Here is a 23,952-nt window from a genome sequence, read left to right as displayed (position 1 = left end):
TTTACGACAAGACTAACTCTGATTCTGTCTTTTCTTCTTTTATTGCTTTCATAGCTGTCATCGCAGCTCTTAATCGTTCACCTACTTCTTCAATAGGATGATTTCTAATTGCTTTATTTACTTTAATTAATTCTGCATTGTCTACACCATTAGATGAACTAAAATTTTCTCCTACTAAATCAGTAGTAACTGTAGTCATAAAATCTTGTAATAATGGCTTAGCTGCATGATCGAATAAATAACAACCATATTCAGCGGTATCAGAAATAATTCGATTCATTTCATGTAATTTCTTTCTTGCAACAGTATTCGCTATCAAAGGAAGCTCATGTAAAGATTCATAATATGCAGATTCTTCAATAATTCCTGAAGCAACCATAGTTTCAAAAGCTAATTCTACTCCTGATTTCACAAAAGCAACTAACAATGTTCCTTTATCAAAATAATCTTGTTCAGAAACTGCAACTTCAGTAGCTTCTGTTTTTTCGAAACCAGTTTCGGCAGTATCAGCTCTCCAAGCCAATAAATTTTTATCATCATTCGCCCAATCTTCCATCATTGTAGATGAAAAATAACCAGACATAATATCATCCATGTGTTTATTAAACAATGGTCTTAAAATATCTTTTAATTCTTCTGATAAATGATACGCTTTAATTTTCGCTGGATTAGATAAACGATCCATCATATTCGTAATTCCTCCATGCTTTAAGGCTTCAGTAATCGTTTCCCATCCATATTGAATTAATTTACTAGCAAAATGTGGTTCTACACCATCTGCTACTATTTTATCGAAACATAATATTGAAGCTGTTTGTAAAACTCCACATAAAATCGTTTGTTCTCCCATTAAATCAGATTTTACCTCAGCCACAAAAGAAGACTCTAAAACTCCAGCTCTATGCCCACCTGTTGCATAAGCATAAGCCTTAGCTTCAGCTAACCCTTTTCCTTGAGGATCATTTGCTGGATGTACAGCAATTAAAGTTGGCACTCCAAATCCTCTTTTATATTCTTCACGAACTTCACTACCAGGACATTTTGGAGCTACCATAATCACTGTTAAATCTTTACGAACTTGAGTTCCTTCTTCAACAATATTAAACCCATGAGAATACGACAATGTTGCTCCTTCTTTCATTAAAGGCATTACAGCCTTTACTACATTACTGTGTTGTTTGTCTGGCGTTAAATTACACACTAAATCTGCAGACGGAATTAACTCATTGTAAGTTCCAACCACAAAATTATTCTCCGTTGCATTTTTATACGATTGACGTTGCTCTTTAATTGAATTTTCACGTAAAGCATACGAAACATCTAATCCAGAATCTCGCATGTTTAAGCCTTGATTTAAACCTTGTGCCCCACAACCTACAATCACTACTTTTTTACCTTCAAGGGCTTTAATACCTTCAGAAAACTCTGTAGATTCCATAAATCTACATTTTCCTAATTGCTCTAATTGCTCTCTTAATGATAATTGATTAAAATAATTTTTCATGACTCGTAAGTTTTTATTTTTTTATTGATTCTAATAGTTCTGATACAGGCATTTCTTCTTTTGTAATTGCAATTCGACCTGATCGTACAAATTGCTTAATTCCATGTTTATCTAGTAAATGATAAAGCTCCTCTACTTCTTCTTTTGTTCCAGATTTTTCTAAAACAAAAAAATCTTTATTAATATTAATTACTCTTGATTTACTTCCGTTAATTACTTTTTGTATTTCATCGTTTTCAGTAAGTAAATCTGTTCTTAATTTGAACAAACACGATTCTTGATACACAGTTTCTTCATCGACATGATAATATGCTTTTATCACTTCAATTTGTTTTTCTAATTGCCCAATGATTTTTTTAATCTGTTCTTCTTCTACTCTTACTAACAATGTAATCCTAGAAACACTACGAATCTCAGATTTTGATACATTAACACTTTCTAAATTGATATGTCTTCTTTGAAATATTGCTGAAATCCTATTTAGAACTCCAATGTTATTTTCGGTATATATTGATACGGTATACGTTTGCTTTTCACTCATAATTCTTAACTTAATCTTACATCTGAAACTGATGATCCTGTAGGTATCATTGGAAATACATTGTCTTCTTTCTCTACACATACTTCTAAGAAAAAAGCTTCTTCTGATGCCATCATTTCCGAAACTGCATCAGCTAATTCCTCTCTTTGTGTTACTCTCTTAGCATCGATATGATATCCCTTAGCTATGGCTACGAAATCTGGATTTGTCATTGTAGTTGACGCATACCTCTTATCAAAAAATAATTGCTGCCATTGACGAACCATTCCTAAGAATTCGTTATTTAATACTACAATTTTAACTGCTGCTTTTGTTTGTAAAATTGTACCTAACTCTTGAATAGTCATTTGGTAGCCACCATCTCCAATTACCGCAACAACTTCTCGTGCTGGAGTTCCCATTTTTGCACCAATTGCAGCTGGCAAAGCAAATCCCATGGTTCCTAAACCTCCTGAAGTAATATTACTTTTACTCTTATTGAAATTTGCATATCGACAAGCAATCATTTGATGCTGACCAACATCTGTAACTACAATAGCATTTCCTTTAGAAGCATTATTAATTTCTTTAATTACTTCTCCCATGGTTAAACCATCTTTTGTTGGATATAAATCTTTCTTAATGACTTTATCGAACTCAATAGCATCGTGATCTCTAAATTCTTGTAACCAAGATTTATGTTCATTATCTTTTAAGTACGGAAGTATTTCTTGTAAACTTTCTTTCGCATTACCTAAAACTGCAACATCTGTTTTTACATTTTTATTAATTTCTGCAGGATCAATTTCAAAATGAATCACCTTAGCTTGTTTAGCATAACGACTTAAATCACCTGTTACACGATCATCAAATCGCATTCCTACAGCAATTAAAACATCACATTCATTCGTTAATCGGTTAGGTCCGTAATTTCCATGCATTCCAACCATTCCTACATTTAGCTCATGAGAAGTTGGTAATGCTGATAAACCTAAAAGTGTCCATGCTGAAGGAATTCCAGCTTTTTCAATGAATGCTTTAAATTCTTCTTCTGCTTCCCCTAATATTACTCCTTGACCAAAAACCACCATTGGTTTTTTAGCTCCATTAATTAAATTTGCCGCTTCTTTAACAGCTTTTAAATCTATTTTTTGCACAGGTTGATAACTACGAACAGCTGTACAAGGCTCGTAAGAAAACTCAAACTTTTCGAACTGAGCATTTTTTGTAATATCAATCAAAACTGGCCCTGGTCTACCCGAACGAGCGATATAGAAAGCTTTAGCGAAAACCTCTGGTATTTCTGAAGCTTTTGTAATTTGATAATTCCATTTTGTTACAGGTGTTGAAATACCAACAATATCAGTTTCTTGAAATGCATCAGTCCCTAATAAATGTTCTGCTACTTGGCCTGTAATACAAACCATCGGTGTAGAATCGATTTGAGCATCTGCGATTCCTGTAATTAAATTTGTTGCTCCAGGTCCAGAAGTTGCTATTGCAACACCAACTTTTCCTGTAGCTCTCGCATAACCTTGAGCTGCATGTGTTGCTCCTTGTTCATGCCGAGTTAATACATGATTTAATTCTTTTTGATATTTATACAATTCATCGTAAACAGGCATGATTGCTCCACCTGGATATCCGTATAAAAGATCTACTCCTTCTTCTAACAAACACTTAATAACTGCTTCAGCACCAGAAATTGTCACACTAGCTTTTACACTTTGTTCTTTAACTTTTTTTGTTCTAGTTTCCATGTTGTTACTTTTTAAAATTCATCTGTTACACATCCATTAGATGCAGATGCTACTGTTTTTGCATATTTATAAAGTACTCCCCTCTTTACTTTTAATGGAGGAGCTTTCCATTCTTTTCTTCTTGTTTCTAATTCTTCATCTGAAACTTCAAGATTAATTGTATTTGTTTGTGCGTTAATAGAAATTTCATCTCCATCTTTTACCAGAGCAATTACTCCACCCTCCTGAGCTTCAGGAGTAATATGCCCCACTACGAATCCGTGTGTTCCTCCAGAAAATCTACCATCTGTAATTAAAGCTACCTCTTTACCAAGTCCAGCTCCCATAATAGCAGCTGTTGGTTTTAACATTTCAGGCATTCCTGGCCCTCCTTTTGGTCCTTCATAACGAATTACCACTACATCACCTTTTTTAACCTCTCCATTTTTTATTCCATCATTTGCTGCAAATTCACCTTCATAAACTTTGGCTTTTCCAGAAAAAAACAATCCTTCCTTACCAGTAATTTTTGCTACAGATCCGTCTTTAGCAAGGTTTCCGTATAACATTCTTAAATGTCCAGTTTCTTTAATTGGATTATCAACAGACTTTATCACTTCTTGTCCGTTAGTAAGACTTGGAACTTCTATTAAATTTTCAGCCAAAGTTTTTCCTGTAACTGTTAAACAATCACCATGTAGTAATCCTTTTTCTAAAAGATATTTTAATACAGCTGGCGTTCCTCCTACTCTATGTACATCTTCCATTAAATATCGTCCGCTTGGTTTTAAATCAGCTAGAAAAGGGGTTTCATCTGAAATACGCTGAAAATCTTCTAATGTAAATTTTACATCAGCAGCTTTTGCAATAGCTAAAAAATGTAAAACTGCGTTAGTAGAACCACCCATTACTGTTACTAAACGAACTGCATTCTCAAGTGATTTCTTTGTAACTATATCAGAAGGTTTTATATCTTTTTCTAAAAGTACTCGAAGTGCCTCTCCAGCACTAACAGCTTCTTCTTCTTTATTATTGCTAATTGCTGGATTAGAAGAATTATATGGTAAACTCATACCTAAAGCTTCTATTGCAGAAGCCATTGTATTGGCTGTATACATACCACCACAAGCTCCAGCTCCAGGGCAAGCCTTTTCTATTACATTTTGATATTCTTGTTGCGTTATGGTTCCCGCTACTTTACTTCCCCAAGCTTCAAAAGCAGAAACAATATCTAATTTTTTCCCTCCATGGTGCCCTGAAGCAATTGTACCTCCATAAACAAGAACTGAAGGTCTGTTTAAACGTAACATCGCCATTAAAGCTCCTGGCATGTTTTTATCACACCCCACAACAGTAACTAAGCCATCATATGACATTGCTTGCACTACAGTTTCCATAGAATCTGCAATTACATCTCTTGATGGTAAAGAGTAACGCATACCTGGTGTTCCCATTGATATACCATCAGAAACACCTATAGTGTTAAAAATTAAACCTACTAAATCGACATTTTTGGTTCCTTTCTTCACCAACTTTGCCAAATCATTTAAATGCATATTACAAGGATTACCTTCATATCCAGTACTTGCAATTCCTACCAATGGTTTCTTTAAATCTTCATTTGTTAAACCAATTGCATGCAACATAGCCTGAGCAGCTGGCTGTGTATCATCTTGAGTTACTTGTTTACTAAATTTATTTAATTCCATTTTTAAAATGCTTTTTCTTGTACTCTTTCTTCTAGTACTTCTGCTTTATATAGTTTCATTAAATTATATCCATGTGATATTTTCCAATCCATTGGAAATTTATAATCATCAATAGACTCTAAACCAACAACTTCAGCAGCTGTTCCTGTAAAAAAACAAGCATCTGCTTTTTTTAATTCTTCTAGAGTAAAATGCTTTTCTTGTATTGAAATACCTTCTTTTTTACATAAATCTATTACTGTAGCTCTAGTAATTCCAGCCATAATATGACCTTTAGGTGGAGTATATAATTTCCCATCTTTCTGCATAAAAACATTAGCTCCTGAACATTCTGCTACATTTCCATTCATATCTAGTAGCAAAGCCTCATCGTAACCTTGGCTTTTTACTTCATTCGTAGATAAAATTGAGTTTACATAATGACCTGTAATCTTAGCTTCAACAAAACAAGAGTTCGGGTTAGGTCTTTGAAACTTTGAAGTTTTTACTCGTAATAATTTATCTCCCATTAACTTTCCCCACTCCCAACATTGTATGACTAAATTAGTTTCAGGTGAAGTTGCTAACCCCATATTTTCTCCAGTAAAAACCAAAGGTCTTATATAAGCATCTTGGAGATTATTTAACTCTAAAAGTTTGTAAGTAATTTCTGTTAATTCTTCTTCAGAATACTTAAATTGTATCCCCATTACATCGACTCCATACTTTAATCTTTTATAATGTTCGTACGACTTAAAAATTCTAGTTCCATTTTCTGTTTTATAGGAACGTATACCCTCAAAAACCCCATTTCCATAATGTAAGCTTTGACTATACATATTCATCTTAGCATCTGTTGCTTTGATAAATTCTCCATTAAAAAAAACAATACTTTTTTCGTTGAAATACATGATTCATCTATTTATAATTCTAATTTATTTTATCCCTTTTTTATTTAGTTTTTAAAATTTTGCTCCTTATGATTTTTAACACTTTTAAAAAACACACAAAAACCTAATAATCAACAACATAACAAAACAACAACACGACAATCAATAGTTAAAAAAAAGGCCTGTATCAAGTAATTGATACAGGCCTTTTTATACAATAGCAAACTATATCAACTCGGTGGTGAGTTAATAATGACTACGCTAATAATAATGTTTACTATAATGTTCATGTTTATAAACTAAAAAAGGCTTCCTAAAATTTAGGAAGCCTTTAATTATATCTTAAAATTTAAATATCACTTCCCTTATCCTTGTGAAATAATAATCACAACGACAATGATAGAAATGATATTTAAAATTCTTGTATTCATCTGATAGTGCAAATATTGTTATTTTTTTTTGAATTATCCTAATCAATTTTAAAAAAACATTATGCACTTAACAAATCATTACTGTCTTTTAATGGTAAACTTGAGCTTCCCATTAAATAAGCATCTACATGATGAGCTGCTTGTCTTCCTTCTGAAATAGCCCAAACAATAAGTGATTGACCTCTTCTCATATCACCCGCAGTGAATATATTTGGAACATTCGTTTGATAATTACTTGTACTTGCTTTAATATTAGATTTAATGTCTAAATCTAAATTTAATAACTCTGGTAATGTTTTCTCTGGACCAGTAAATCCTAAAGCCAAAAATACCAAATCACAAGGCCAAGTTTTTTCCGTGTTTTCTATCTCTATAAGCTGTGGACGCTCACCTGGAATAACTTTCCATTCTACTTCTACAGTTTTTAATGCAATAAGTTCACCTTTATCATTCTTTATAAATTCTTTTGTATTAATAAGCCAATTACGATCGCAACCTTCTTCGTGAGAAGAACTAGTTTTTAACTGTAAAGGCCAAAATGGCCAAGGTGTTTGTACACTTCTTGCTTTAGGAGGTTTTGGCATAATTTCGAAATTAGTTATCGAATTTGCTCCATGACGATTAGAAGTTCCAATACAATCTGAACCTGTATCTCCTCCTCCAATTACAATTACATTTTTACCTTTAGCACTAATAACTTCACTTTCTAAATCTGAATTAAATAACGCTTTTGTTTGCTTTGTTAAAAAATCCATCGCTTGGTGTACACCTTTTGCATCACTTCCAGGAATATTTAACGCTCTAGCTTTTGTAGCTCCGCCGCATAATACTACAGCATCAAACTCTTTTAGTTTATCAACAGAAACATTTACTCCAATATTTGCATTTGTTTTAAATGTAATCCCTTCTGCTTCTAGAATTTTTACTCTTCTATCGATAACTTCTTTCTCTAGTTTAAAGTTAGGAATCCCGTAACGTAACAAACCTCCTACTTCATCTTCTCTTTCAAAAACAGTTACCAAATGCCCAGCTCTATTTAATTGTTGAGCAGCCGCTAAACCAGCAGGACCAGAACCTACTACAGCAACACTTTTTCCTGTTCTGTAATTTGGAAGTTTTGGTTTTATCCAACCTTTTTCAAATCCTTTTTCTACGATATACTTTTCTGTATTTTCTATAGAAACTGGTTGATCTATAATTCCTAAAACACAAGCTTTTTCACAAGGAGCTGGACATAATCTTCCAGTAAACTCTGGAAAGTTATTAGTAGAATGTAAAATATCTAATGCTTTTTTCCATTCTCCTTTATGAACCATATCATTAAAATCAGGAATTAAATTTCCTAGAGGACAACCACTATGACAAAAAGGAATTCCACAATCCATACAACGAGAACCTTGTTTTTGTTGCTCTGTAATTGATAATGGACTTGTAAATTCTTTAAAATTCCTTACTCTATCTTTAACAGCTGTATTTGTCTCTTGTTTTCTATTGTATTTTTTAAATCCGCCTAATTCTCCCATGATCTATGCAGTTATTTTAGTTGTTTCTTCTTGCGCTATTCTTTCTAAAGCTAACCTATAATCTGTTGGGAATACTTTAATGAAATCCATTTTATTAACTTCCCATTCTTCTAATATTTTAACTCCTAAAGTACTATTTGTATACCCTACATGTTTCTGTATTAATTCTTTTAAATCTTTCTGATCTTCAGTTTCTAAATGAATCAACTCTACCATTTCTAGATTACACAACTCGTTTCTAAATTGATGAGATGGATCATAAACATATGCAATTCCTCCACTCATTCCTGCAGCAAAATTTCGTCCTGTTTTACCAAGTACAACAACTTTACCTCCTGTCATATACTCACAACCATGATCTCCAATTCCTTCTACAACGGCTGTGATTCCAGAGTTTCTTACACAAAAACGTTCACCTGCGACACCGTTTACATAAGCTTCACCTTTTACAGCTCCATAGAAACATACATTTCCAACAATGATATTATCTTCGGCAATAAAATCGGCCTCATCTGGTTTTTTTACAATGATTTTGGCTCCAGATAATCCTTTACCTAAATAATCGTTAGTTTCACCATTAACAACCATTTTTAAACCTTTTGTTGCGAAAGCACCAAAACTTTGTCCAGCAGAACCTTTAAATTGTAACGTTAAAGTGTCTTCTGGCAACCCTTCATCACCATGAAGTTTTGAAATTTCATTACTTGTTAAAGCTCCTACTGAACGGTTTGTATTTTGAATTTCATAAGTAAATTCTGATTTAATTTTATTTTTTATTGCTCCTTTAGCATCATCTACAATCTTAAGATCTAAAACTTTCTCTAGGCCATGATCTTGTTTTTCTGTATTGTATAAAATTGGATTCTCATTTGAATTCACTTTGTGAAGAATTGCAGAAGCATCTATTCCTTTTGCTTTATAATGATCTACAGCTTTATTTACATTTAACTTTTCAACCTGTCCTACCATTTCTTTGATAGATCTGAATCCTAAAGTTGCCATAATTTGTCGCACTTCTTCTGCTACGAAATACATGAAGTTAATTACATGCTCTGGAGTTCCTTTGAAGTTTTTACGAAGCTCTGGATCTTGCGTAGCAATTCCTACTGGACAAGTATTTAAATGACATTGGCGCATCATAATACAACCAGAAGCTACTAATGGCGCTGTTGCAAAACCAAATTCTTCCGCTCCTAACAAACAAGCAATAGCAACATCTCTACCTGTTTTTAATTGTCCATCACACTCTAAAACTACACGATTACGGAGATTGTTCATCACTAAAGTTTGTTGCGCTTCAGCAATTCCTAATTCCCAAGGTAAACCTGCATGTTTTAAAGATGTTAAAGGAGAAGCTCCTGTACCTCCATCGAAACCAGAAACTAAAATCACATCTGCTTTTGCTTTTGCAACTCCAGCAGCAATAGTTCCAACACCAACTTTAGAAACCAACTTTACATTAATTCTTGCTTCTCTGTTAGCGTTTTTCAAATCGAAAATTAGTTGTGCTAAATCTTCGATAGAATAAATATCGTGATGTGGTGGCGGTGAAATTAAACCTACATAAGGTGTAGAATTTCTAACCTCTGCAATCCAAGGCAGTACTTTTTTTCCTGGTAATTGTCCGCCTTCACCAGGCTTAGCTCCTTGAGCCATTTTAATTTGGATTTCCTTAGCATTTGTCAAATAATTACTTGTAACTCCAAATCTACCTGAAGCTACTTGTTTAATAGCACTATTCTTAGAATCGCCATTAGATAATTTCTTAAAACGCTCTTTATTTTCTCCACCTTCACCAGAATTAGATTTTCCTCCAATTCTATTCATTGCAATTGCTAAATTCTCATGAGCTTCTTGACTTATAGAACCATAAGACATTGCTCCTGTTTTAAATCGCTTAACAATTTCGGTCCAAGGTTCTACCTCTTCAATCGGAATAGGATCTAAGTTTACAAACTCAAACAAACCTCTAAGCGTCATTAATTCCTTAGATTGCTTATTGATTTTATCTGCATAAACTTTATAACTTTCCTTGCTTTTAGAACGAACTGCTTGCTGTAATTTAGAAACTGTAGTTGGATTAAACATATGACGTTCGCCATTTCTTCTCCAACGATAATCACCTCCAATTTCTAAATCTAAAACTGAATCGATATCTTTTTCTCTAAATGACTCTGTACATCTTTTATAAATCTCTTTTTGAAGCACATATAATCCAATCCCTCCAATTCTTGAAGGTGTTCCTGGAAAATACTTATCTGTAAATGTTTTCTTTAATCCTAAAATTTCAAATATTTGAGAAGCTCTATATGAATGTAAAGTTGAAATACCAATTTTATTCATAATTTTCAACAAACCTTTACCAATTGCTTTATTGAAATTTTTAACTGCTTTTCCTACTTGAATATCTGAGATTTCTCCTTTCTCTACTTGACGCGCTATAATTTCATTAACCATATACGGATTAATAGCACTTGCCCCATAACCAAACAAAGTTGCGAAATGATGCGGTTCTCTTGGCTCTGCACTCTCTATGATAATTCCAATTTTAGAACGTGTTCCTTTTCTATACATTGAATTATGCAGATAAGAACATGCTAATAATGCTGGAATTGGCGCCCATTCTTTATTCACACCTCTATCTGAAAGAATAATAATATTCACTCCTTCATCTTCAACAGCAACAGTTGCCTTATATAGAATTCCTTCTAATGCATTCTCTATACCATTAACACCTTTTTCTAAAGGAAAAAGCATAGGAATAGTTACTGCTTTAAAATCATCATGCTCTAAATTTTTAATCTTATCTAGATCTTCATTTGAAATTACAGGGTTTTGGATTCTGAGCTTCTTAGCTTGCTCTGGTATTACATGGAAAATATTTCTATCTGAACCTAATGCTAAACTAATATCTGTGATGATTTCTTCTCTAATTCCGTCTAAAGGCGGATTTGTAACTTGTGCAAATAACTGCTTGAAATAATTATAAAGTAATTGAGATTTATCTGAAAGCACAGCCAAAGGAGTATCAGTTCCCATAGAACCAATAGCTTCTTTACCATTAATAGCCATAGGTGCTATTAAATGATCTATCTCTTCTGTAGTATAACCAAATAAACGTAATCTTGTTTTGTAATCTGTTTTCTCTTTAGGTATAGAATTGTTTGTATAAGGTATATCTGCTAATGGTAGTGAATGCTCTTTTAACCATTCTTTATATGGATGTTTAGAAACAATTTTGTTCTTTATTTCTTCATCTTCAATGATTCTTCCTGCATTCATATCAACCAAGAACATTTTTCCTGGCTCTAATCTACCATGTTTAACTACGTTATCTGGTTTAATATTTAATACTCCAATTTCAGAAGACATAACCACATTACCTCTTTTGGTAACTGTATATCTTGATGGTCTTAATCCGTTTCTATCTAATAAAGCTCCAATATAATTTCCATCGGTAAAAGGAACAGAAGCTGGCCCATCCCAAGGTTCCATAATACAAGAATTATACTCATAAAATGCTCTTTTTTCTGCACTCATAGTAGTATCCTTTTCCCAAGCTTCTGGAACTAACATCATCATTACTTCAGGAAGTGATCTACCAGTCATTAACAACAGCTCAACTGCCATGTCCATGGAAGCAGAATCTGATTTTCCTTCCGTGATAATAGGAAATAACTTTTTCATATCATCACCGAATAAATCTGATTCCATTAACTCTTGACGAGCTAACATTCTTTTAACATTACCTTTTAGTGTATTAATCTCTCCATTATGACACATGAACCTAAACGGTTGAGCTAAATCCCATGAAGGGAAAGTATTTGTTGAAAATCGTTGATGTACTAATGCTAATCTAGTAACTAAATCAGGTTGTCTTAAATCGACATAAAAACGCCCAATATCTTCAGGCATTAATAATCCTTTGTAGATTAATGTAGTTGTTGATAAACTTGATAAATAGAAATAATTAGATTCAGAGATTTTTGATTTACCGATACTATGTTCGCTAATTTTTCTAGCTGCAAATAACTTCGCATTAAATTGTAAATCTGTTAAATCTTTATCTCCTTTGGTTACAAAAACCTGTTTAATCTTTGGTTGCGTTTTTGCAGCTATTGCTCCTAAATTAGACGTATCTACAGGAACATCTCTCCAGCCCAAAACTTTTAATCCTTGCTTTTTAAATTCATCTTCTAAAACAGTTTCACAATAACTGCTTTGATTGAATTTTCTTGGTAAGAAAACTTGTCCGACTGCATATTCTTTTATTTCTGGTAATTCGAAATCACATACTCTTTTAAAAAAGTCATGAGGAATATCTATTAAAATTCCAGCTCCATCTCCGGTTCTACCATCTGCACTAACAGCTCCTCTATGCTCTAATTTTATTAGAATTTCTAGAGCATCGTGTATAATTTGGTTCGATTTTTCACCCTTTAAGTTACATATAAATCCTGCCCCACAATTATCTCTTTCAAATTCACTTAAATATAAACCTTGATCTTTCATATAAAAAAATTGATTTGTTAGTTTGTTTATGTGTAATATGAGAAATGCATAAAATGAATTATACATTTCTCATTTAAGTAAAGCTTAATTGTGTTGTATTAGTTAATACATCAATCTTTTTTACTTCACTTTTAGATTTCATTTAATTATTATTAAACAAAATCATACAAGTTCTAATTCTTTTTCTTTCTTTTCTTCAAGGTATTCACTACCTCTATTTCTCTTACCAGGATATGCTAATGCACCATGTTCTGATAAATCTAACCCTTCTATTTCTTCTTTTTCTGTCACTCGTAAACCAATAGTTTTTTTGAGACCAAATAAAAACACAAAAGATGTTACCAAAGCCCAAACTGCATAAGCAACCGTACCTATTAATTGTGTTAAAAATTGCGTAGCTCCGCCACCGTTAAATAACCCAATACCAGTAGTTCCATCCACCCCCCATAATCCAATTACTAAAGTTCCCCAAGCGCCAACAACACCATGAACAGAAACAGCTCCAACAGCATCATCTATTTTTAATTTTTGCTCAATAAATTCCATAGAAAATACAACGATAACTCCTCCAATTAAACCAGCTAACACCGCTCCGCCTTCCGTCATGTTTCCACAACCTGCAGTAATACTTACCAAACCAGCTAAGGCTCCATTTAATGTCATATCTAAATTTGGTTTTTTATATTTCATCCAAGAAATAATTAACGCTCCTAAAGTACCTGCAGCTGCAGCTAAATTTGTTAACAAGACTACTTTTGCAGCTCCTACCGAATCATCACCTCCCCAAGCTAATTGAGAACCTCCATTAAAACCAAACCATCCGAACCATAAAATAAATACACCTAGAGTTGCTAATAATTTATTATGCCCCTGAATAGTAATAGCTTTACCATCTTTAGTATATTTTCCTAATCTAGGTCCAACTAAAATAGCAGCAATTAATGCAGCCCATCCTCCAACTGAATGTACAATTGATGAACCTGCAAAATCAATAAAACCTTGCTTAGCTAACCAACCATCTCCATTCCATTGCCATCCTCCTGCAATTGGATAAATTAATGCTGTCATAACTACAGAGAAAATGATATAGGTAGTATATTTTGTTCTACCTGCAATTGCTCCAGAAACAATCGTTGCTGCAGTAGCACAGAATACTGTTTGGAAAAATAAATCTGAAGGGTCTTGCTTATTGTAAAAAGCAAATCCACTCCATCCAATCCACCCATTTGTACTACCGTACATTAATGAATATCCAACAGCCCAAAACACAAGTGATCCTACTGCAATATCTAAAGCATTTTTCATTGCAATATTTACCACGTTTTTAGATCTTGTCATTCCAGATTCTACTAAAGTAAATCCAGCTTGCATTAAAAATACAAGTATACCAGACAATAGTATCCATAGCATAGATAAATCTCCTTTGATAGCCTCTACTTGCTTTGCTACATCTTGAACTACTTCTGGCTCTGCGATAGTTAATAAAAAGTCAGTCATAATAATATATAATTAAATCTTTGTTAGTTAAAATTTGTACACTGCTGCTAATGTTAAACCTGTAACATTTTCTTTTGTTCCAATTACTGGAACATCATCTGAAGTATCGAATCTTACTTCTCCTATTATCTTAAGTTTATCTGTTAATGATTGATTTGCAGAAAGAGTTAATGCTAAAACACTAGAATCTACACTACCTGCTGTAGTTGTAAAATATTCTGGTCTTAAACCTAAAGCAAAAGTCTCTGAAAATGAATTTTGTAAATACAATGCCGCTCCATAATATCCAGCATCTGCTTCACTTGAATTAGAATATGCTGCATTTATTCCTACATAAAAAGATTCTGAAGCATTAAAGCCTCCTGTATAATCGATAAAGAAAACATCATCTATTCCAGAAGTATCTACAGCTCCATAAACTATATTTAAGTATTGATCTTTATATCCTGCTTGAAAACCAAACTGAAAATCATTTGTAATATTAGTTCCTGCTGTTAATGCATGAGGATTTGTAACCGCTAACATAAAAGACAAATCTTCTGAAACTCGATAATCAGTTTTGATACCTGTGTGAGAAAATGGTCCTGCATTAAATAAATAAGAAACAGAATAATTAAAGTTATCAACTGGCGAAATCAATTCATATCCAAAAAATGTATTGAATTGTCCTAAAGAAATCGTGATTTTATCAGAAGCTTTATAATACACATATAATTGATTGATATTTCCTTCATATGCATTAGCTGCATTTGCTCTTGGTCCAAAAGCTAAGTCAGCTACAACACCTGCTTTTCCTAAGTCATAAGAAAAAATAGTATTTACCATTCCTAAACCAAAACCATGCGCGCCTTCTCCTGCGCTATTTGAAGATAAAACTCCAATAGTGCCTCGTGCATTGTCGGCTAAGTTTGTTGTTCCATAAACATCTACACTTCCGGTAATTGAAAAATTGTTCTTACTCTCTTTTTCTTGAGCAATAATAGTTACATGTAATAAACACGTTAAAATAAAAAGTTTTAGTTTTTTTACACTTGACATAATTAAAAATTTGAATCAGTTAATCGCCTACCAAAACTAAATACCAACAAGCAAAAAACAAAACCTAACCACCTGTAAAACAAACGAAAACGTTGTATTCAAAAAGTTAATAGTCAAAAAAAAACTGTTAAAAATAACAATACGATAATTCCAAATATTAAAAAGATATTGTAATTATGAAATACTTAAACGAAGTGATTGAAATTACGAATCTCATAAAAATGCATTTTTTTTAAAAAAAAATTAAAAAACAAAAAAATTCAACAATCAAATAATCAAAAACTTCATTTAAAATAAATAAAAAATATTTTTTTAACATAAAAATTAAAAATAACGCAAATAAAAAAGCACCCCAAATTTAGGAGTGCTTAAATTCAAAACAAAACTTAACTAAATTATAGTACTCTGTCCCATATGGACATTTGTAAAATTAATATTACTATCCTCCTGATTATGGATATAATCGGTTATAAAATCTCCAACTTTTGAGGTAGTAAAATCGTTCTCAGAATCAATATCCTGTGTTGTTATTCCTAATTCTAAAGACTTTTGTACAGCGTTTTCAATCACTGTAGCCTCTGTCTCTAAATCTAAATGTCTTAATAGCATTGCCGCCGATAAAATAGAAGCTAGTGGATTTGCTATATCTTTACCTTTTGCTTGCGGAAAAGAACCATGTATAGGCTCAAATAAAGCTGCTTTATCTCCTACTGAAGCTGAAGCTAACAAACCTATAGAACCTCCAATTACACTTGCTTCATCTGATAAAATATCTCCAAATAAGTTTTCTGTAAGAATAACATCAAACTGTTTTGGATTTAAGATTAACTGCATTGCTGCATTATCTACAAACATTGTATCTACTTCAACATCTGGATATTCTTTCGCTAAAGCTGTAATCGTTTTTCTCCATAATCGAGAAGTTTCTAACACATTGGCTTTATCGACTAATGTTAATTTTTTTCTTCTGTTTCTGGCTGATTTAAAAGCTAAATGTCCCATTCTCTCAATTTCTTCTACAGAATAAGAACATCCGTCAAAAGCTATCTTACCATCATCACTTAATTCTTTTATACCAAAATAAATACCACCAGTTAATTCTCGATAAATTTCAATATCTGTTCCTTTAATAATGTTCTCTTTTAAAGGTGAGTTTTTTATCAATGCATCATATGCTTTAACTGGTCTAATGTTACAATATAAACCAAGTTCTTTTCTTAATTTTAATAACCCTTGTTCTGGCCTTACTTTAGCTGAAGGATCATTATCATATTTTGGATCTCCGATAGCTCCAAATAAAATTGCATCACTTTTCTTACAAGAAGCTAAAGTTTTCTCAGGTAATGGGTTTCCTGTTTCATCTATAGCACAAGCTCCCATTAGTACCTCATCATACACAAAAGTATGATCGTAAACTTCACCAATAGCTTGTAATACTTTTTTAGCTTGATCTATTACTTCTGGACCAATACCATCTCCGGGAATTACTGTTATATTAAATTTCATATACTTGTATTCTTTTTACAACGATGTTTCGTATGCTTGTATTTCTTCTTTTTTACTAATTAAAAAGTCTATGTCATCATAACCATTTAATAAACACAACTTTTTATAGGGATTAATATCAAAATTTACCGTTCCAACTGTAGTTTTTAAACTTTGATTTTCAAGATCTATAGTTAATTCTGTATTAGGATTATTAGTTATTTCTTTTAATAAATCACTTAAAAATTGAGGAGTTACTTGTATTGGTAAAATCCCATTATTTAAAGCATTTCCTTTAAAAATATCAGCAAAAAAACTACTAATAACTACTTTAAAACCATAACCTGCTAAAGCCCAAGCTGCATGTTCTCTACTAGAACCACAACCAAAATTATCTCCAGCAATTAAAATACTTCCTTTGTAATTCTTATTGTTTAAAACAAAATCTTTATTTACACTTCCATCTTTATGGAACCTCCAATCTCTAAATACATTATCTCCAAAACCTTTTTTATCTGTTGCCTTTAAAAAACGAGCAGGAATAATTTGATCTGTATCAACATTTTCTACGGGTAACGGTACCGCTGTGTCTTTTAATATTTGAAACTTTTCCATTAGTTTAAATGTTCCGTTATATTAATTATTTTTCCTTCTACTGCTGTTGCTGCTGCAACTAAAGGACTTGCTAAAATTGTTCTAGCACCTTGTCCTTGTCTTCCTTCAAAATTTCTATTAGATGTAGACACGCAGTATTCTCCTTCTGGGATTTTATCATCATTCATTGCTAAACAAGCAGAACACCCAGGTTGACGTAATTCGAAACCTGCAGCTTCAAATATTTCTTGTAAACCTTCATCCTTTATTTGTTTAGCCACCTGTTGTGAACCTGGAACTAACCAAGCATTTACATTTTTTGCTTTTTGTTTTCCTTTAATAAAACTAGCAGCAACTTTAAAGTCTTCAATTCTTGAATTTGTACAACTTCCTATAAAAACATAGTTTATTGGCTTCCCTACTAAACTTTCTCCTTTTTTGAAATTCATATAAGACAATGACTTCTCGAAAGATTCATCGCTATTTTGCGGTATGCTTTCTGATATTTTAATTCCCATTCCTGGATTAGTTCCATAAGTAACCATGGGCTCTATATCTTCAGCATCAAAAGAATATTCTTGATCAAAAACTGCGTCTTCATCAGTCTTTAATGTTTTCCAATAATTTACTTTAGATTGAAATTCTTCGCCTTTAGGAGCAAATTCTCTTCCTTCAACATAATCGAAAGTAGTTTGATCAGGAGCAATCATACCTCCACGAGCTCCCATTTCAATACTCATATTACAAACTGTCATTCTACCTTCCATAGACATTTCTTCGAATACATTTCCTGCATATTCACAGAAATATCCAGTTCCTGAATTTGTTCCTAACTTAGATATGATATATAAAATCACATCTTTAGGTAATACTCCTTTTTTAAGTTTTCCGTTTACGCTAACTCTTAAACTTTTCGGTTTTTGAATCAACAAACATTGACTTGCAAAAACTTGCGCCACTTGGCTTGTACCTATTCCAAATGCAATAGTTCCAAAAGCACCGTGAGTAGATGTATGACTATCACCACACACCATTGTCATTCCTGGTTGTGTAATTCCTAATTCTGGAGCCATAACATGAACAATTCCATTGTATTTATGACCTAAACCATACAACGTAATATCATTTTCTTTACAATTTTTCTCTAATTGTTCTAATTGATTTCTGGATAAAGCATCTTTAATAGGTAAATGCTGATTTACAGTAGGTGTGTTATGATCTGCAGTTGCTACGATTTTATCTGGCCTTGCTATTGAAACCCCTCTTTCTTTAAGTTCATTAAAAGCCTGAGGACTTGTAACTTCGTGAATTAAATGCTTATCGATATATAATATTTGCGGACCATTTTCTATAGTATCTACTACATGTTTATCCCACACTTTGTCGAATAATGTTTTTCCCATTATGCGATTGCTATTTTTGAAATATTACTAACTTTTTTCATGATTAGATGAATGTCTTCATCTATTACTTCTTTTTGTTTATCAGCAAATTGCAAGAAAGTTTGATATGCTTTGTCTAACTGAACCTTAGTCAATTCATAACCAATTTTCTTAGCTCGGTATGCTAAAGCTGCTCGTCCACTTCTTGCTGTTAAAACTATTGCGCTTTCTGTTACTCCAACTTCTTCTGGATCGATAATCTCATAAGTTTCACGATTTTTAATCACTCCATCTTGGTGGATCCCAGAACTATGTGCAAATGCATTTGCTCCAACAATAGCTTTATTAGGTTGAACAGGCATTCCCATTTTTTCTCTCACCATTAAACTTGTATCATACAATAATTTTGTATTGATATCTGTATGAAGATTTAAATAAGGATGTTGTTTTAAAATCATAACCACCTCTTCTAAAGCTGTATTTCCAGCTCGTTCACCAATTCCATTAATTGTGCACTCTATTTGTCTAGCTCCGTTTACAACTCCTGAAATTGAATTTGCAGTTGCCAAACCAAGGTCATTATGACAATGACAAGAAATGATAACATCATCGATTCCTTTCACATTATCTTTTAAGTATTTTATTTTCGCTCCATATTCTTCTGGCAAGCAATATCCTGTGGTATCAGGAATATTTAAAACTGTTGCTCCAGCTTTAATTACAGCTTCACAAACTTTTGCTAAGAATTCATTTTCTGTTCTACCAGCATCTTCTGCATAAAACTCAACATCATTCACATACTTTTTGGCATGAGAAACAGCTGCAATTGCTCTTTCAATTACTTGCTCTCTAGTACTATTAAACTTATGTTTTATATGAGAATCACTTGTACCTATACCTGTATGAATTCTAGGTTTTACTGCATATTTTAATGCTTCAGCTGCAACTTCAATATCTTTTTGCACAGCTCTTGACAAACCACAAACTGTAGCATTTTTAACTATTTTTGCGATTTCATTCACTGAATTAAAATCACCAGGACTTGAAATTGGAAATCCAGCTTCTATAATATCAACCCCCATGCTATCCAATCGTTCAGCTATTACTAGTTTCTGATTAGTATCTAACTTACAGCCTGGCACCTGTTCTCCATCTCTAAGAGTGGTGTCAAAAATTTGGATTTTATTATCTTTCATTGTAACTAATAGTTGTTATTATCTAACTCAAATTTATATATTGGCTTTAAAATCTCTTTTGATTTCACCCATATCTTTACGATATCAAAAGAGACTCCAATAAAACACTATACACTCATTATCAATACATTAAAATGAATAATTTTACAAAAGCTAATCAAAATCTAGATGCTTTATTTGCCTTAATTCAATCTTTAACAAAGTCAGAAAAAAGGCAATTCAATTTATATATTGGTAGATTAGAAGGAAATAATCATGCAAAATTTTTCTCTTTATTTAAGTTTTTAGAAAAACAGAAAAAATATGATGAAAAAGCTATTATTAATAGTGGTATTGTTAGTAAGCAACAACTATCTAATTTAAAAGCACATTTATACAAACAAATTCTAACGAGTTTACGTATGAATCCATCTCATAAAAACTTACGAGTTCAAATTCGTGAGCAACTTGATTTTGCTACAGTTTTATATCAAAAAGGGTTATACAAACAAAGTTTAAAGCTTTTAGATAAAGCTAAAATTCTAGCAATTGAAAATGAAGAAAAAAATGTTGCCTATGAAATTGTTGAATTAGAAAAAGTAATTGAAAGTCAATACATAACTCGAAGTATTAGTACCAGAGCTGATGAACTTACTATACAAGCAAAAGAACTAAGTCAACAAAATGTAATTACAAGTAAACTTTCTAATCTTTCATTACAATTGTATGGAATTTTATTAAAAACTGGTTATGTTAGAAATGACGAAGAATTACAAAAAATAAATGATTACTTTAATGCAAGACTGCCAAAAATCGATTATAATTCACTTGGCTTTAGAGAACGCTTATGGCTTTATAAAGCACATCTTTGGCGTTGTTTTTTAACTCAAGATTTTTTGAATGGATATAAGTACGCTAGTAAATGGGTTTCTCTTTTTAGAGAATATCCGAAAATGATTGCCACAAACCCTGTATTTTATCTGAAAGGAAGAAATTATTTATTAGAATCTCTTTTTTTCACAAGGCATAAAAATGAATTTAATAAAGAATTAAATTTATTTGAAATAGAGATAAAAAACAATCAAATTCCTGTAAATAGTAATACAGAAATTTTAATTTTTCAATATTTCTATGCTAATAAGTTACATAAACATTTTTTCGAAGGAAATTTTAAAGATGGAGAATATTTAATTTATGAAATAAATGAAAAAATAAAAAAATTTAGTAAGAGATTAGATAAACACCATATTATTCAATTTTATTATAAGATTGCCTGTTTATATTTTGGTATGGGTAACAATAAAATGTGTATTGAATATCTCACCAAAATTATTGAAGCCAAAAAGCTTTATGTTGGAGAAGACTTACAGTGCTTTGCTCGAATTTTAAACTTGATTGCCCACTATGAATGCGGTTTAGATTATCATTTAGAAAAACAATTTAAAGAAACATACAAATTCTTATTAAAAATGGAAAATCTACAAGAAGTTCAAAAAGTTTTTATTGAATCTATTCGTTCTTTAGGAGATTTATATCCACATCAATTTAAAAAAGAATTTCAAAAAATCCACACAAAACTAAAAGCTTTTGAGCATCATCCGTATGAGAAAAGAGCTTTCTTATATCTAGATATACTTTCTTGGCTAGAAAGTAAAATTGAAAATAAAACAATAGCAGAAATCATACAAAATAAAAAGTAGAGTGTATAAAACACTCTACTTCACTCCAAATAAATGAACTTTTAAAAATTATTATTTAGATGTTAAACTTTTATATATAGTTTCTCTAATACCTTCACTAGTTATAAACCAATCTCCATATTTCAAGTCATCATACTCTTTGGTAATTGAAATATCATTTTTAACCTCTTCTACTGTTTTCCCTTCATTTATTTTATTCTGTACTCTATCTCTTAACGTAACTAACATATTCTTGTAAGCTAGTAATTCATTTTTATTAGATATTTCTCTATGTCCAGGGATGATGACTGTTGTATCATCTATCATTAATAATGCTTTTTCTGCTGAAGCTATATAACCTTCAATACTTCCGCCACTAGTTAAATCTATATAAGGATATTTACCTTGAAAATAGGTGTCTCCCATATGCAACACATTACTTTTTGTGAAATAAATATGTGCATCTCCATCTGTATGCGCTTCATGAACATGAGATATTAAAACATCTTCTCCGTTGAAATGAACCATCATATCTTCGGTAAATGTTATAACTGGCAAAGCTTCTTTTGGTGAAGCTGGTTTAGTTTTACCTCTAACTACACTTTCCATCCCCATTCTTTTTCTTACATTTTTGTGAGATATAATTACAGCTCCCTCTTTGCTCATATTTTGGTTACCACCAGTATGATCGCCATGCCAATGCGTATTAATTAAATATTTAACGGGCTTATTTGTAATTTTTTTAATCTTTTTTAGAATTTTTGGCGTTAAGTGTGCGAATTGATCATCGATCATAAAAGCTCCATCTTCACCAACAAAAAGACCGATATTACCTCCTTGTCCTTTAAGCATGTATATACTTTCCGTTATTTTGATTGATTCAATTTTAACCTCTCTTTTTTGAGCGAAATTTGTAAAAACACTCGTTAATAAAAAGAAAAAACTTACTTGTCTAATTAATTTCATTTAGTTATTGATTTATACATTTTAAAATGTGGTCCTGCTTTGTTAATAAACTTTTCTCCAATGATTTCAAAATTGTTTTTTTCATAAAACTTAAGAGCAACCTCTCTAGCGTTACACCATAGAAAATCAATTTTTTGTTTTTCTAACTCATTAGTCGCAAAACCTAACAATAACTTTCCAAAACCTTTCCCTCTTCCCTCTATAGAAGTTGCCATGCCTCGTAATTGATAATGATTTCCTTTTAAATCTTCTAAATTATTCTTCATAAAGGTTCCAATACAAACTAATGTATCCTCTTCATAAACACCTAAATGAAATGTAGTTTTATCTAAATCGCCTTCAAATTCATAAGGAAGATCTATGTTTTTTCTTAAAATTTCTTTTCTTAAGAAATAAGTTTCCTCCGCTTTAATTCTTTTTACTAAAACCATTACTTTTAACAGAAAAATAAATGAATATATCTTTTAATACTATTGATAAAGACAATATACTAAGTATTTTTCCTTTACTTTCTAAAATTAATACTAAAACACCTCCTGATTTATTAAAAAATAGAATCATAGAAATGGGAAATTGTCCAAATTATGAGTGTGTAGCTGTTTTTGATGATAATGAGCTCATCGGAGTTTGTGGTTTATGGTATTCTACTAGGCATTATTTAGGTAGAAGTGTTGAACCTGATCATGTAATTATTTCTGAAACTTACAGAGGTAAAGGTTTAGGAAAACTTTTTTTCGAATGGATTTATGAATACACCAAGCAAAAAGGATGTGAAGCTATGGAATTAAATACTTATAGTACTAATACTAAGTCTCATAAATTTTATTATAATGAAGGATTTAATATTTATGCTTTTCATTTTGCCAAAATCTTAAGGGAAGATCAAAAATTTTATTAGATTTTTTCTTTAAAAATTTTGTCAGAAACTAAAAAGCTTCTATATTTGCACCCGCAATACCAATGCGGGAGTAGCTCAGTTGGTAGAGCGTCAGCCTTCCAAGCTGAATGTCGCCGGTTCGAACCCGGTCTCCCGCTCAAAAAAACCGAAATATTAGTTTCGGTTTTTTTTATTTCTACACCCCTCATTTCTAACCTCATATATAAAAACACTTTTTTTTACAAATATTCTACAAATAATTGTTTGCATAAACGAAAAAGGTTTCTATATTTGCACCCGCAATACCAACGCGGGAGTAGCTCAGTTGGTAGAGCGTCAGCCTTCCAAGCTGAATGTCGCCGGTTCGAACCCGGTCTCCCGCTCAAAAAAAACCGAAACATTAGTTTCGGTTTTTTTTATCTAATTATATTTCTATTAAGTTAATTTCAGCA

General features: G+C 31.9%; 17 protein-coding genes and 2 tRNA genes. 4 read left to right on the top strand and 15 right to left on the bottom strand.

The window, feature by feature from the left end:
* Position 1 precedes the first annotated feature (1 nt).
* The 13 genes from ilvC to AC2TEO_RS16790 form a co-directional block, all read right to left on the bottom strand.
* Positions 2-1,504: a ketol-acid reductoisomerase gene (ilvC, locus tag AC2TEO_RS16850; RefSeq protein ID WP_442265937.1), complete on the bottom strand. Its 1,503-nt coding sequence runs from the start codon at positions 1,502-1,504 to the stop codon at positions 2-4.
* A gap of 13 nt (positions 1,505-1,517) precedes the next feature.
* Positions 1,518-2,048 (bottom strand): acetolactate synthase small subunit, encoded by a 531-nt coding sequence (gene ilvN, locus AC2TEO_RS16845; protein WP_442267773.1) that lies wholly within the window; start codon positions 2,046-2,048, stop codon positions 1,518-1,520.
* Positions 2,049-2,050: 2 nt separating this feature from the next.
* Complete coding sequence (gene ilvB, locus AC2TEO_RS16840) at positions 2,051-3,784, bottom strand: biosynthetic-type acetolactate synthase large subunit (RefSeq protein ID WP_442265936.1); 1,734 nt, start codon at positions 3,782-3,784, stop codon at positions 2,051-2,053.
* Positions 3,785-3,795: 11 nt separating this feature from the next.
* Positions 3,796-5,472 carry a dihydroxy-acid dehydratase gene (gene ilvD, locus AC2TEO_RS16835; RefSeq protein ID WP_442265935.1) on the bottom strand — a complete coding sequence of 559 codons (1,677 nt, stop codon included), beginning with the start codon at positions 5,470-5,472 and terminating at the stop codon, positions 3,796-3,798.
* Positions 5,473-5,474: 2 nt separating this feature from the next.
* The gene (locus AC2TEO_RS16830; protein WP_442265934.1) at positions 5,475-6,362 is read right to left on the bottom strand and encodes a branched-chain amino acid transaminase; all 888 of its coding nucleotides are present in this window, start codon (positions 6,360-6,362) and stop codon (positions 5,475-5,477) included.
* A 469-nt stretch (positions 6,363-6,831) separates the two neighbouring features.
* Positions 6,832-8,295 carry a glutamate synthase subunit beta gene (gene gltD, locus AC2TEO_RS16825; protein ID WP_442265933.1) on the bottom strand — a complete coding sequence of 488 codons (1,464 nt, stop codon included), beginning with the start codon at positions 8,293-8,295 and terminating at the stop codon, positions 6,832-6,834.
* Positions 8,296-8,298: 3 nt separating this feature from the next.
* A complete protein-coding gene (gltB, locus tag AC2TEO_RS16820; RefSeq protein ID WP_442265932.1) occupies positions 8,299-12,807 on the bottom strand; it encodes a glutamate synthase large subunit in 4,509 nt (1,502 codons plus the stop codon).
* A 162-nt stretch (positions 12,808-12,969) separates the two neighbouring features.
* Positions 12,970-14,304 (bottom strand): ammonium transporter, encoded by a 1,335-nt coding sequence (locus tag AC2TEO_RS16815; RefSeq protein ID WP_442265931.1) that lies wholly within the window; start codon positions 14,302-14,304, stop codon positions 12,970-12,972.
* 27 nt (positions 14,305-14,331) lie between these two features.
* On the bottom strand, positions 14,332-15,342 hold the full coding sequence (locus tag AC2TEO_RS16810) for an outer membrane beta-barrel protein (RefSeq protein WP_442265930.1): 1,011 nt from the start codon (positions 15,340-15,342) through the stop codon (positions 14,332-14,334).
* A 390-nt stretch (positions 15,343-15,732) separates the two neighbouring features.
* A complete protein-coding gene (leuB, locus tag AC2TEO_RS16805; protein ID WP_442265929.1) occupies positions 15,733-16,848 on the bottom strand; it encodes a 3-isopropylmalate dehydrogenase in 1,116 nt (371 codons plus the stop codon).
* A 15-nt stretch (positions 16,849-16,863) separates the two neighbouring features.
* On the bottom strand, positions 16,864-17,442 hold the full coding sequence (gene leuD / locus AC2TEO_RS16800) for a 3-isopropylmalate dehydratase small subunit (RefSeq protein WP_442265928.1): 579 nt from the start codon (positions 17,440-17,442) through the stop codon (positions 16,864-16,866).
* The gene (gene leuC / locus AC2TEO_RS16795; RefSeq protein ID WP_442265927.1) at positions 17,442-18,824 is read right to left on the bottom strand and encodes a 3-isopropylmalate dehydratase large subunit; all 1,383 of its coding nucleotides are present in this window, start codon (positions 18,822-18,824) and stop codon (positions 17,442-17,444) included. Before leuC ends, leuD begins: the two co-directional genes overlap by 1 nt.
* Positions 18,824-19,999 carry a 2-isopropylmalate synthase gene (locus AC2TEO_RS16790; RefSeq protein ID WP_442265926.1) on the bottom strand — a complete coding sequence of 392 codons (1,176 nt, stop codon included), beginning with the start codon at positions 19,997-19,999 and terminating at the stop codon, positions 18,824-18,826. The genes leuC and AC2TEO_RS16790 overlap by 1 nt, the downstream gene beginning before the upstream one ends.
* A 134-nt stretch (positions 20,000-20,133) precedes the next feature.
* Here AC2TEO_RS16790 and AC2TEO_RS16785 point away from each other — a divergent pair, with 134 nt between their 5' ends.
* Positions 20,134-21,678, top strand: a complete 1,545-nt coding sequence (locus tag AC2TEO_RS16785) for a hypothetical protein (RefSeq protein WP_442265925.1) — start codon at positions 20,134-20,136, stop codon at positions 21,676-21,678.
* A gap of 51 nt (positions 21,679-21,729) precedes the next feature.
* On the opposite strand, the gene AC2TEO_RS16780 is transcribed toward AC2TEO_RS16785, so the two are convergent.
* Entirely contained in the window at positions 21,730-22,623 is an 894-nt protein-coding gene (locus AC2TEO_RS16780; RefSeq protein WP_442265924.1) for an MBL fold metallo-hydrolase, read from the bottom strand.
* Positions 22,620-23,054 carry a GNAT family N-acetyltransferase gene (locus tag AC2TEO_RS16775; RefSeq protein WP_442265923.1) on the bottom strand — a complete coding sequence of 145 codons (435 nt, stop codon included), beginning with the start codon at positions 23,052-23,054 and terminating at the stop codon, positions 22,620-22,622. The genes AC2TEO_RS16780 and AC2TEO_RS16775 overlap by 4 nt, the downstream gene beginning before the upstream one ends.
* Before the next feature lie 20 nt (positions 23,055-23,074).
* Here AC2TEO_RS16775 and AC2TEO_RS16770 point away from each other — a divergent pair, with 20 nt between their 5' ends.
* From AC2TEO_RS16770 to AC2TEO_RS16760, 3 genes are all read left to right on the top strand, one after another.
* Entirely contained in the window at positions 23,075-23,521 is a 447-nt protein-coding gene (locus tag AC2TEO_RS16770; protein WP_442265922.1) for a GNAT family N-acetyltransferase, read from the top strand.
* A 64-nt stretch (positions 23,522-23,585) separates the two neighbouring features.
* Positions 23,586-23,658 (top strand) — tRNA-Gly (locus AC2TEO_RS16765).
* A gap of 152 nt (positions 23,659-23,810) precedes the next feature.
* Positions 23,811-23,883, top strand: a tRNA-Gly gene (locus tag AC2TEO_RS16760).
* Positions 23,884-23,952 lie beyond the last annotated feature (69 nt).

It is taken from the genome of Tenacibaculum aquaeponti, assembly GCF_057221555.1.
Note: the sequence above shows the minus strand (reverse complement) of the source record. Positions and strands in the feature narration are given on the sequence as shown.